A 12,768-nucleotide genomic window follows, 5' to 3' on the forward strand; every position below is an offset into this window, starting at 1 on the left:
TGGTGAAGGCGCGAAAGCATCACTGTCAGCGTTTGATTACATCATTCGTTCTGGACAGTAATTTCAGCCTTAACATACCGCATTAAAGTGTAGCCCTGAGAAAACTCTTTCTCGGGGCTTTTTTATAAGCCAATATTATCTTTACAATTTTTGAATAAAACTTTATTTAAAATCTGCTTATATTGTTCTCATCCATGCTACTTGGATACTCATTGAATTAAAAAAGGAAGATAAAATGAATAAGATTCTTGTTGCTTTAGGTCTTGCTGCTACAGTTGCTTTGGTTGGGTGTAATAAGGATAAAGCTCCTGAAACTGGCGCGACAACTGGTGAACATTTAGAAAATGCTGCTGAACAAGCAGGTGCAGATATTCAAAATGCGACTGAAGATGCAGCTCAATCAACTGCAACTGCAGTCGACAATGCTGCTGATGCGACAGCACAAGCTGCAGATAATGCTGCTGCACATGCTGAAAACGCTGCGCACAACGCTTCAGAAGCGGCTAAAGAAGCAACTGCTAATGCTGCGGCAGCTGTAGAAGAAGGTGCAGCGAATGTAAAAGAAAAAGCTCAACAATAATTTGATTTTTACCAATTAAAGCCTCTTTAGAGGCTTTAATTTTTTCTCTAACAGAGCAATTATACAGCCCCAAAATACGAATCAAGCCTATACTGTATGAATAACAACTCATTTTTGAATAACATTTTCAGATAATAAGACAAAATCCTATGAGCTATTCGCACCATACAGAACCACATTATATACATCGCACAGGTTGGTTAAGAGCTGCTGTTCTTGGTGCCAACGACGGTATAATTTCAGTCACTAGTTTAATCATGGGGATGGCAGCAAGTGGCGCGAATCAACATACCCTTTTAATCACTTGTATTGCTGGTTTGATTGCAGGCGCAACGTCCATGGCAGCTGGTGAATATATTTCAGTAAAATCTCAGTCTGATATCGAAGAAGCTGATCTAAAGTTTGAAGCAAGTGAGTTAGCACGCAATCCACAAATAGAACTGAAAGAATTAACGCATATTTATATACAAAGAGGACTATCACCCGAACTTGCTCATCAAGTTGCTATACAACTGAGCGAGCATGATGCGTTAGCTGCACATGCACGTGATGAAATTGGTATCCATGAAAATACAACAGCTCAACCTTTTCAAGCCGCTTGGTCTTCTGCCACCGCCTTTTCAATAGGTGCAGCTTGCCCTATGATCGCTATACTGATCAGTCCTCCTGCATATTTAGAATACAGTGTTGCCTTTTTTTGCATTTTAGCGTTATTTATTCTAGGGGCTTTATCTGGATATTTTGCTGGAACGTCTAAAGTAAAATCTGCATTGCGAATTACGCTTTGGGGAATCGCAGCGATGGCATTTTCAAGTTGGATTGGCTCACTGTTTAATGTACATGTCGGCTAACATATAAGAATTACAAATATATAAAATCAATATTACTCAGCAGCATTTAATGCATAAATGCAGTGTAGGACTATCAACCCACAATCAATCAATTAAAATACTGATGTGTTTTATCAGCTTTTCTTATCTTCATGTCCATTATTGCAGCTCAATCTGACCGATCACACTCATCGGTCTGGATCGCTATTGTTTTATTGATTGTAGGCACCCTTGGTGCTTATCAAATTGTGGGAATTAATCAAGCCCTGTTATTCCTTATTGGTGGTGCGCTTGGTATGACGCTCTACCATGCATCATTTGGTTTTACATCGAGCTGGCGCGTTTTTATTAAAGAACGCAAAGGTCGTGGTTTACGTGCACAAATGATTATGCTCGCACTGGCAGTGCTGCTCTTCTTCCCAGCTTTAGGTGCAGGTGAATTATTTGGTCAACCCGTTAAAGGCAACGTCAATCCCGTATCGATGTCCGTGATGATTGGTGCATTTATTTTCGGAATTGGCATGCAACTGGGTGGTGGTTGCGCATCTGGGACACTCTATACAGTCGGTGGTGGTAGCTCACGTATGCTGATCACTCTATTCTTTTTCTGTTTAGGCTCACTGATCGCTACTTCACATATTGAATGGTGGTTTGCACTGCCACACTTAGCCCCTATTTCAGTAGTACAAAGCTTTGGTGTTATTCCAGCGCTAATACTCAATTTCGTGCTATTTGGTTTGATCGCATTAGCAACAGTCTACTTCGAGAAAAAACGCCACGGTCAGCTTGAACAAGAACCTGTTGCAGCACATCAAGGCTGGAAACGTTTCTTAAAGGGACCATGGCCTTTAATTTGGGGTGGTATTATTCTCACCCTGCTTAATTTCGCCACGCTTGCATTGGCTGGTCGCCCATGGGGTGTCACATCTGCACTCGCAGTATGGGCAGCGAAAGGTGCAACATTAGTCGGAATTGATGTAACAGCTTGGGACTATTGGCAACAACCTGGAAATGCTAAAGCTTTAGCAAATTCGTTGTGGTTTGATATCACCTCTATGATGAATTTTGGCATCATGCTCGGCGCTTTACTTGCAGCAGGTCTCGCTGGAAAATTTGCACCGAGTCTCAATATCCCTAAACGCTCAATTCTAGCAGCTGTCATTGGGGGGATCATGTTGGGTTATGGCGCTCGATTAGCATACGGTTGTAACATCGGTGCTTATTTCAGCGGCATTGCATCAGGCAGTCTACATGGGTGGTTATGGCTGATTTTCGCTTTTATTGGTAATGGTATAGGTGTGAAACTTCGTCCACTATTTTTCCCGAATGAAAAGCCTCAGCCTGAAAAAATTACAGGTTGCTAATCAGCAAATATCGATATTTGAGAACGCCTAATTTCAATTGGGCGTTTTTATCTTTCTATAGTGCAATTACAACCACTTAATAGAATAAGAAAAAGAAAGGAGTATTAAATTTCAGCCGATTGAAATCAGCTAAGTCACCAAAGTTTGTTCTTATAATAAGTCTTTATGTGCTTACTTTGAGTTTGTTAAATGCTGCATCATCTATATAAAAACCCATCCGAAGATGGGCTTAAGATTTAGATATTAAAAGTGAAGTCAAGCCTCTACTTTCTTTTTCAAAGTTGCATCTAATTGTTCTTTATCTAATGCATTATCCCAACGTGCTACAACGATTGCTGCACAAGCATTGCCAACAAGATTAGTTAATGCGCGGCATTCAGACATAAAACGATCGATACCTAAAATAAGTGCCATCCCTGCAACAGGTAATGCTGGAACAACGGATAATGTAGCTGCCAGAGTAATAAAGCCCGCACCCGTTACACCTGCAGCCCCTTTTGAACTAATCATCGCAACCAACAAAATTGTGATCTGTTCCCAAATGGTCAAATCGATATTACAGGCTTGAGCAATAAAAAGAGCAGCCATCGTCATATAGATATTTGTACCATCTAAATTAAATGAATATCCAGTTGGAATGACCAAACCAACGACCGACTTTTCACAACCCGCTTTTTCCATTTTATTCATCAGCGTTGGCAGTGCAGCTTCAGAAGAGCTCGTGCCTAATACTAACCATAATTCATCTTTGATATAGCGGATGAGATCAATGATAGAAAATCCATTGTATCGTGCAACTGCTCCCAGAATAAGCAGAACAAATAAAAGTGAAGTAATATAGAACGTTACGATTAATAATAGTAAATTTCCAATACTCGAAATACCGAAAGCACCAATCGTATACGCCATCGCACCAAATGCACCAATTGGAGCTAGTTTCATCAACATACCGACAAGGTAAAATACCGGAGCGGTCAGTGTCGTTAAGAAGTCTGTAACTGGTTTCCCTTTTTCACCCACCGCTGCAAGCGCTAAACCAAATAGAACAGCAACAAACAAAACCTGAAGAATATCACCACCCGCCAAAGGACTGATTAAAGTCTTTGGTATGATATTCATGAAGAAGTCAACAATAGAGGCATCCTGAGCTTTTTCAACATAAGTTGAAACTTTGTCACCTTCTAAAGCAGCAGGATCGATATTAAGACCTTTACCCGGCTGAATAAGATTAGCAACAATCATGCCCACAATCAGCGCAAGCGTAGAGAAAGTTAAAAAGTAAGCCATTGCTTTACCCGTCACTCGCCCCACTGCGCCCATATTCGTCATACCAGCAATACCCGTGACCACAGTCAAGAAAATAACGGGTGCAATGATCATTTTGACGATTTTAATAAAAGCATCGCCAAGAGGTTTTAAACTTGCCCCCAACTCCGGCATAAAATGTCCAAGTGTGACACCCGCAATAATTGCAAAGATGACTTGAACATATAAAATTTGATAAAACTTTTGCTTCTTAGGTGGTTGAGATTGCTCATCAACGTGAATATCCATGGAAGACCCTTCTAATTCAAAAAAGTGAATCCATTGTTAAATGCAATAAATTTCACACTCAAAAATGAATTGCGCGTTAAATAATTTCAAAGGTCGAAATTCTAGTGACATTCACTTTTTGAATGAAAAAGTCGGGCTTAACTATTAGTCTAAGAAAAAAAGATTTATAGAGTCCAATTGGGCTGAGATGACTAAATATGAATCGTCATAAAAATTAACTCATATAAAATTAAGTTTTGATATTTTTAGAAAAAAATGAAAATTAAAAATTCATAAGTTAATTTTGAATATTAAAAATACAAATAATTTTATTTTATGACCCAATATATACCTATAAAGTATAATTAAATTTCAATGCAATCTAAGAACAATATATATAAATATATAATTCAATATCTTATGTAAATAACCCTTAAAGAAATATAATCAAAAAATATTAATAATTTTAGTAGTATAAATTTAAAACACTCTTACAAAATTGTTTTTATTATATTTTATCAAATAAATTCAATAACTTATTTTTAAAAAATCGTACTAAACCTGCTTTTCATTCATATATCTCCAATACCTTTTAGGTACGTATTGAACATGCAACTTAGGATTATCACGTGCCACTATATTTACACTCTTAAAATAATCCTTCCAAAGTTGATCATATAGCTCTTCTTGATCATCGAGTTCAATCATGAATGATTGACTAGAACCTATATGGATATTTTGATCAATTTCGGCTGCATTCAAATTAACTTGATGGACTTGCTTCAAATCATAGTAAATTCCGTAGCGTCGCTTTTCATCATAAATTAACCAACGCTGGTCTTGATAACGTGCTTTGAAATGCTTAGAGATTAAAGGCAGAACATTAAAATCTGGTCTTACTAATGATAAAAATAAACCATCCTTACACTTTTTAAAGCGAACAAATGCCTCCATTCGGTGCTTTTCACGACCAACTTGTTTAGCCCATTGTGCAAGCGCTAAAACATCACGATGACCGAAATTTTTTTCAACGGCGTATTGATGCTTAAAGATATAAATGGAATAATCAAATAGATGTTGGTATGCCACTTCCTGCTCAGACAAAAAAGTAAAATACCAATTACGTAAACTTGAAGCAGAAATTTTAGATTTTAAACCTTGCCAGACTCGTTCAGCTTGCTTTTCTTCACTGTAAACTCGGACTGACTCATCAAACAAATTCTGGTGAGCGTTTCCTTCAGTTTGAACTTTTACGTCGAACTCTTTGAATTGAAAAGCTCTAAAAACACAGCACAGCAACCCAGTCATGGTACCATCAAAAACATACACAGCCATTTAAAACCCAAATCCTAGTTGAGGTGACAGTTGTTTCACATATTTTGATTGCCCACTTTGTAAAATTTGCTGGCGGATCTGATGAGCGTGCTGTTCTCTTTTAAACTTAGGTGTATCAGCACATCGAATAAAATGTTGAGCACGATTATAAGCAACGCCTAAGCGCTTTAACTGATCGATATGAATTTTTCCAAAACGGCGAGCCTGTACAATTTTCTTAGCAGATCTCACACCAATGCCAGGAACACGTAAAATCATTTTATATTCAGCAGTATTAATATCCACTGGAAACTGCTCTGGATGTCTTAAAGCCCAACCTAATTTAGGATCAACCTCTAAATCTAAATTGGGATGTGCTTCATCCACAATTTCGTTGGCTTCAAATCCATAAAAACGCATTAACCAATCTGATTGATATAAGCGATTTTCTCGCAATAACGGCGGTGCAGAACCTACGGCAGGTAAAGCAGACTCTTCTGGATTGATAGGTATATATCCTGAGTAATACACCCGTTTTAATTTAAAATCTTTATAGTGCTTGTCAGCCATCAAGATTACATCACGATCTGTTTCGTGATGCGCACCGACCACCATTTGTGTTGTCTGACCAGCAGGCACAAATTTAGGAACCGACTTGATTAGTTTTCTCTCATCTTTCAATTCAATCAAACGGTCTCTCACAATACCTAAATCTTTCTGCACTTCTGCATGCGACTTTTCAGGTGCAAATTTCACTAAGCCTTCTTCTGTCGGCATTTCTAAGTTAATGCTCATCCGATCGACATACAGTCCAGCCTCATGAATAATTTCTTGCGAAGCGCCCGGAATAGTTTTGAGATGAATGTACCCATTAAAATTTTCTTCCAGTCTTAATTTTTTTACGACTTGAAGCATTCTCTCCATGGTGTAATCCGCGGATTTAAAAATTCCTGAACTTAAAAATAACCCTTCTATATAGTTTCGACGATAAAAATTAATGGTCAGATCTACCACTTCTTGGACGGTAAATGCTGCTCGCTTTACGTCATTTGAACGGCGAGAGACACAATACGCACAATCATAAATACAGACATTTGAGAATAAAATTTTTAATAATGAAACACAGCGACCATCTTCGGTATAACTATGGCAAATTCCGGAACCTGTATTACCAAGACCTTTATCTTTGTTCTTGCGGTTACTACCACTTGAGGAACAAGACACATCATATTTGGCAGCATCAGCTAAAATCTGTAATTTTTCACGGATACGATCAGACATATATGTAAGGGGAAACAATGAGATTTCGAATATTATAATTGTTTATTTATTCTACTAAATGTCGCTGATCATTCATGCGACACAGTTTGACGCTTTGCATTTTCGCACTAAATAATGAATATAATTTGATTCTCCGATCATGATTGTGCAAAGTGAAATTAAATCATGGAGCTTGATTATGTCTTTACTCGAACAATTATCCATTCAGCATCCCATTTTTTTGGCGCCAATGGCTGGGGTATCCACACCAGAACTGGCAGCTGAAGTATCCAATCAAGGTGGTTTAGGGTCTCTTGGTTTAGGTGCTGCCAGTATCGAAAGTGCTCGACAACAAATTTTTGCAACTCAAAAATTAACAGATTTACCCTTTCAGGTTAATTTCTTTTGCCACAAACCAGCTCAACTTGATTCTGAACGTAATCAAAACTGGATAAATTATCTAAAACCCCACTTTGATAACTTTAATACTGAACCACCCAAAGAATTAAAATGTATTTACCCCAGTTTTTTAGATAATGATGATTTTTTAGATTTAGTCTTAGAAACTCGACCTAAGGCGGTGAGTTTTCACTTTGGGATACCTCATGCACATCAAATAGCTGCCCTCAAAGAGGCTGGTATTATTACGATGGTATCAGCAACGAACTTAGCGGAAGCTAGAGCAATTGAAGACGCTGGGATTGATATCATCATTGCACAAGGTATTGAAGCGGGAGGACACCGTGGTATTTTTAATGAGCATTTTGACAGTGCAATCAAAACAGCAGATTTAATAAAATTACTTGTTCCTACCTGCAAGATACCTGTCGTAGCAGCTGGTGGAATCATGAATGGCTTTCAAGCTAAATATATGATGAATCTCGGAGCTTCAGCCGTACAACTCGGTACTGCATTTGTACAATGCAAGAGTTCAGCTGCAAATGCAGCTTATCGTAATGCATTATTAAGTAAGCCTTTAACTCAAATTACATCAAGCATCTCTGGGCGACCAGCGAGAGGGATAATCAACAGTTGGTCAACTCTCGTAGATTTACCTCAGCGTGAGTTAGTTGCTCCCTACCCTTATGCATATGATTTAGGTAAACAACTAAATGCAGCAGCATTAACCAACAAAGATGAAAGTTTTGGTGCATTCTGGGCAGGAAGTAATGTAAATCAAATCAGAGTTTTAGAAGCACCTGATTTAATCAATCAAATCATATTAGAAATTGATCAATATGATGCTTAAATAATCGATAAAACCCATACCGAACTGAAGTTTTTTTATTTACAATGAATTGTTAAATTATGTAGCGAAAAGTATGGGTTTTGTATTATTAGCACTTGTGGCGATTGGATTTGGAATAGACAGCTATTCACATGCTCAAGATAAAGATCAGTCCACTCAACATAATGTTGAGCAGTTAGATGCTCAAATTTTAAATTAAGATCAATAACAATCTCCTGAAGAGAAAAAATCGGATTCTCAAGTAAATTTACAACCTCTTGAATCTCAACAGTAGAATGTATGAATAACTTATCTCAGTTGAGTGCTGACATATAGAAACTCAACCTGATTTTAATAAATCCACAGATTCCACTTGAACATCACTCATAATTTGCCCTTCCGACAAAAGTAAATCGAAATAATTGGCTACGACCTTGGCTTGTTCCGCTGTACTTTCTACTTTGTAAATATTCTGACGAAATTCATTACTTGAGTGGAGACCTTTGGTGTACCACGCGATATGTTTACGTGCAATGCGACAGCCTGAATACTCACCGTAAAATTCATATAGCTCATTCAGATGTCCCAATAGAACTTCTTTCACTTCAGCAATCGATGGCGCTGCAAGTGGCTGTCCCGTTTTTAAATAATGAGCAATTTCTCTAAAAATCCATGGACGACCTTGTGCTGCTCGACCAATCATCACGGCATCAGCACCAGTATGATCTAATACATACTTGGCTTTTTCTGGGCTATCAATATCTCCATTTGCAATGACTGGAATAGAGATATTTTGCTTCACTTCTTTAATTAGATCATAACGTGCAGTATTTAAATACATATCTTCCCGTGTACGACCATGCAATGCTAAAGCTGCAATACCCGCTTGTTCTGCGCGCTTCGACACACGCATAATATTTTCATGTCCGTTTAAAAATCCTAAGCGCGTTTTAAGTGTTACAGGGACATCCACTGCCTCGACCACCGCATCTAAAATTCTGGCTACCAAGTCTTCATCCTGTAGCAGTGCAGAACCTGCTAATTTATTGCACACCTTTTTCGCTGGACAACCCATATTGATGTCAACGATTTGAGCACCATTTGACACTTGATATCGTGCAGCTTCAGCTAAATCCCGTGGGTCTGATCCTGCTATTTGTGCTGAAATTGGAGCAATTTCACCATCAAAGTTGGCTCGGTAGAGACTTTTCTTGCTCATACGCAGCGTTTTGTCAGAAGTCATCATTTCACTAACTGCATGTCCTGCACCAAAATATTTACACAAGGTTCTAAATGGTCGATCCGTTACACCTGCCATGGGTGCTACAAAAACAGGAGTTGTTTTTTCGCGATCAAATAAATCACGGATCACAGGATGTTGAGACATGAATAATACCAATGATGATGAAACAGTTTCAGAATGCTTAACTTTTTAAATCTGCACTCATTGAGAGATTGAAATTAGATACAAGCATTAAATTATATAACGTTTGAAACTAAAAATATGTTTTATCTCATTTTGCTTGAATGTTAATGGATGAACTTAAGCTCAACACTTAGATTTATATTTGAAGCATGCTGCCATTATCTTGTATACATATAAGTTCTCACAAATCGTGAATGAAATAGTATACTTCGCTAGAATCTTTATCCCTGATACTTTGCATTTATGAAAAATAGCTTTCGCTCTAATGTAATTTTTAAAGCCTGTAGTGTTGCTACATTAAGTTTATTCATGAGTGCTTGTGGTGACTCATCATGGTGGAACACACAAGATAAAACGATTGATGCAGAACAAATCTCAAAACTCATTCCTGGCCGCGTTAATAATCGTGGTTCATGGGCCGAGGATATTTATAAAATAACCGAGCAACTCGGTATACCCCAAACGAAAGAAAATGTGTGTACCATTATTGCTGTAGTCGATCAAGAATCTAATTTTGTTGCAGATCCCCATGTACCCGGACTAGGTGCCAAAGCAGTTAAAGAAATTGAAGATCGTTTAGATGAAAAATTTAAAGATAAATTAGGAGATAGTATCGGAGGCACCGTTGCGGGGTATTTCCAAGAAGTCTTAAAAAATCAACCAACACCTGAAGACAATTATCTAAAACAAATGCGAAAAGTCTCCACCGAACGAGAATTAGATGAATTGTATCGTGAGATTTTTGCTCACATGGCAAAACACTACCATGTCAGTGCACTCACTGGTGCAGCTAAACTCGTTGGTCAAGATATTGGTGAAAAACTAAATCCCATTACCACTTTAGGCTCTATGCAAGTTCATATTAGCTATGCAAAAGATCATAAGCGCCAAGGTGGAAGTATCGCAGATCTAAGATCAGACCTTTATAGTCAATATGGCGGACTCTATTATGGTATTCACCGCCTGATGATGTATCCAGCAGATTATGATCAACCCATATATCGCTTTGCAGACTACAATTCAGGCATGTATTCAAGTCGTAACGCCGCTTTCCAAAGCATGCTCAATGAATTAACAGCAGCGGAGTTAACGCTTGATGGAGACTTATTACTGTACAATAAAAATGGCAATCCAAAAGCTGAAAAGAGTCAATCTGAACAAGAACTTATCAATGTATTTGCCGCAAATAATGTATTTATTACACCTCGTCAAATTCGAGCTGATTTAAAGAAAGAAAAAGAGAAAAAGTTTGAAGATACGCAAACCTATAAAGCTGTGACTGAGCTTTACGAAAAGAAAATTGGAAAAGAAAAATTTTATGCCATTATGCCTGAAGTGGTTATTTCAGGTCCTAAGCTTAGTCGCGACTACAATACCAACTGGTTTGCTACGCGAGTTAACGGTCGATATCAAACATGTATGCAGAAAGCAAAAAGAATCAAAACCTAGCGTTATTTGATTTTGATGGAACACTGTGTGAAAAAGATAGTTTTACGAGCTTTATCTTTTACGCCTTATCAAAACGACATATTGTTAAGCAAGGACTAAAAACCCTGCCTTGGATTCAAGCCTATTTTTTAAATATTTACCCCGCGCACGCAATGCGCCCTAAGCTATTCAAGGCAATGTTTACTGGATTTTCTAGGTCTGATGCAGATCCGATTGCACTTGAATACGCCCATTCATTACAACAACACTTAAACTCACCCATTTATGAACAATTGATCAAGCATCAACTCCGTGGTGACCGCATTGCGATTGTCTCTGCATCCATTGATATTTATTTAAAACCCATTTCTCAGATTTTAAATGTAGATTTGATTTGTACTGAAACTGAAGTGCTCAATCAGTTTTATACGGGTCATTATTCTTCTCCTGATTGTAGTGGCGAAGAAAAAAGACAGCGCATACTCAAGCAATATGATGTAGACCAATTTCAATCAATTTATGCTTATGGAAATTCTTATGAGGATCAAGCGATGTTGGATATGGCTGATTATCCTTATATGGTCGGATCATCTCATCAATTACCCGATCTTGACCCACAAAAAAAGCTCGCCTAAGCGAGCTTTTATTAAATAAGAAATTAATAGATCGCCATATGATTGCGATGGATCATTTCTAATGAACGTGCTTCACCTAGAACTTGGTGTACCTTATCTGAGGGTAAGCCTTTGACAATTTCAGCGCTACGTGAACTAAAGTTGACACGACCAACTGCGACGCGATGCCGTTGCTGATCCACACACTCCACCACATCACCACGCTCGAAATGCCCTTCAACTGCTTTCACACCTACAGGCAATAAACTCCGATGATTTTCTTTGATCGCTTTCACAGCACCATCATCAATCACCAATCGCCCTGCAGTCTGCAAATGCGCAGCTAACCATTGTTGGTGAGCAGTGATTCGATCATTATCAGTGATAAACAACGTACCTAGCATCTCACCCGACATTAATCGAGTTAACACATGATTACTGTCTCCACTGGCAATCAGTGTAGGACATCCTGATTTCGCAGCTAAACGAGCAGCACGTACTTTGGTCAGCATTCCACCTCGACCAAACTTACCACCACCACCTGCCATATCAAACAAACTTTCATCTAATGCGCGAACTGTATGAAACAACTTCGCATTAGGATTTGAGCGAGGATCTGAATCAAACATCCCCTCTTGGTCTGTCAAAATAATCAATAAATCAGCATGAACTTGGCCTGCAACCATTGCAGCTAAAGTATCATTGTCTCCGAATCGAATCTCATCAGTAGATACAGTGTCATTTTCATTAATCACTGGAATCACTTTCCAATCGATTAAATGTTGTAAAGCATCACAAGAATTCAAATAACGGCGACGGTCAGCCAAGTCATCATGAGTCAATAAAACTTGTGCAGACTGAATATTGTGATTCAACAATACACTAGACCAAGTTTGTATCAGCCCCATTTGACCAATGGCAGCACAAGCTTGAAGACTGGGTAGATCCGTGGGTCGATTCTCAAGTTTCATTCGAACCATACCTTCAGCCACAGCACCGGAAGACACAAGAATAATCTCATGCCCTGCATTGTGTAGATCTGCAATTTGCCCCGCCCAATGCGAGATTGCATCTATATCTAAACCTTTTCCGTTTGCTGTGAGTAAAGATGATCCGATTTTAACAACGATTCTTTTGCAACCCTTGAGCTGACGTTGCCCATCTACCACTTCTATCATCTTGTCCTCTGTC

General features: G+C 38.4%; 12 protein-coding genes. 7 read left to right on the top strand and 5 right to left on the bottom strand.

Annotated features, from left to right (window positions below; translation table 11 throughout):
* The first annotated feature begins 235 nt into the window (after positions 1 to 235).
* From AC1M9N_RS06355 to AC1M9N_RS06365, 3 genes are all read left to right on the top strand, one after another.
* Positions 236 to 580 carry a hypothetical protein gene (locus tag AC1M9N_RS06355; RefSeq protein WP_035265393.1) on the top strand — a complete coding sequence of 115 codons (345 nt, stop codon included), beginning with the start codon at positions 236 to 238 and terminating at the stop codon, positions 578 to 580.
* Between the two features lie 149 nt (positions 581 to 729).
* Entirely contained in the window at positions 730 to 1,431 is a 702-nt protein-coding gene (locus AC1M9N_RS06360; protein ID WP_035265394.1) for a VIT1/CCC1 transporter family protein, read from the top strand.
* A 131-nt stretch (positions 1,432 to 1,562) separates the two neighbouring features.
* Entirely contained in the window at positions 1,563 to 2,774 is a 1,212-nt protein-coding gene (locus tag AC1M9N_RS06365; protein ID WP_481954455.1) for a YeeE/YedE family protein, read from the top strand.
* A gap of 255 nt (positions 2,775 to 3,029) precedes the next feature.
* Here AC1M9N_RS06365 and AC1M9N_RS06370 read toward each other — a convergent pair whose 3' ends face one another.
* The 3 genes from AC1M9N_RS06370 to AC1M9N_RS06380 form a co-directional block, all read right to left on the bottom strand.
* A complete protein-coding gene (locus AC1M9N_RS06370; protein WP_035265514.1) occupies positions 3,030 to 4,328 on the bottom strand; it encodes a dicarboxylate/amino acid:cation symporter in 1,299 nt (432 codons plus the stop codon).
* A gap of 534 nt (positions 4,329 to 4,862) precedes the next feature.
* Complete coding sequence (locus AC1M9N_RS06375; RefSeq protein WP_481597344.1) at positions 4,863 to 5,642, bottom strand: TIGR03915 family putative DNA repair protein; 780 nt, start codon at positions 5,640 to 5,642, stop codon at positions 4,863 to 4,865.
* Complete coding sequence (locus AC1M9N_RS06380) at positions 5,643 to 6,902, bottom strand: putative DNA modification/repair radical SAM protein (RefSeq protein WP_180028409.1); 1,260 nt, start codon at positions 6,900 to 6,902, stop codon at positions 5,643 to 5,645.
* A gap of 178 nt (positions 6,903 to 7,080) precedes the next feature.
* Here AC1M9N_RS06380 and AC1M9N_RS06385 point away from each other — a divergent pair, with 178 nt between their 5' ends.
* Together AC1M9N_RS06385 and AC1M9N_RS06390 are read left to right on the top strand one after the other, a co-directional pair.
* Positions 7,081 to 8,130: an NAD(P)H-dependent flavin oxidoreductase gene (locus AC1M9N_RS06385; RefSeq protein ID WP_092767188.1), complete on the top strand. Its 1,050-nt coding sequence runs from the start codon at positions 7,081 to 7,083 to the stop codon at positions 8,128 to 8,130.
* Positions 8,131 to 8,203: 73 nt separating this feature from the next.
* Positions 8,204 to 8,329, top strand: a complete 126-nt coding sequence (locus AC1M9N_RS06390; protein WP_481608846.1) for a hypothetical protein — start codon at positions 8,204 to 8,206, stop codon at positions 8,327 to 8,329.
* Positions 8,330 to 8,449: 120 nt separating this feature from the next.
* On the opposite strand, the gene dusB is transcribed toward AC1M9N_RS06390, so the two are convergent.
* Positions 8,450 to 9,496, bottom strand: a complete 1,047-nt coding sequence (dusB, locus tag AC1M9N_RS06395; protein WP_481954456.1) for a tRNA dihydrouridine synthase DusB — start codon at positions 9,494 to 9,496, stop codon at positions 8,450 to 8,452.
* Between the two features lie 282 nt (positions 9,497 to 9,778).
* On the opposite strand from dusB, the gene AC1M9N_RS06400 reads away from it, so the two are divergent.
* A complete protein-coding gene (locus AC1M9N_RS06400; RefSeq protein ID WP_035265483.1) occupies positions 9,779 to 10,984 on the top strand; it encodes a DUF1615 domain-containing protein in 1,206 nt (401 codons plus the stop codon).
* On the top strand, positions 10,951 to 11,598 hold the full coding sequence (locus tag AC1M9N_RS06405) for an HAD-IB family hydrolase (RefSeq protein ID WP_481587802.1): 648 nt from the start codon (positions 10,951 to 10,953) through the stop codon (positions 11,596 to 11,598). Before AC1M9N_RS06400 ends, AC1M9N_RS06405 begins: the two co-directional genes overlap by 34 nt.
* Before the next feature lie 23 nt (positions 11,599 to 11,621).
* On the opposite strand, the gene proB is transcribed toward AC1M9N_RS06405, so the two are convergent.
* Positions 11,622 to 12,755 (bottom strand): glutamate 5-kinase, encoded by a 1,134-nt coding sequence (gene proB, locus AC1M9N_RS06410; protein ID WP_035265485.1) that lies wholly within the window; start codon positions 12,753 to 12,755, stop codon positions 11,622 to 11,624.
* Positions 12,756 to 12,768: the final 13 nt, after the last annotated feature.

The organism is Acinetobacter sp. ANC_7655 (genome assembly GCF_056784015.1).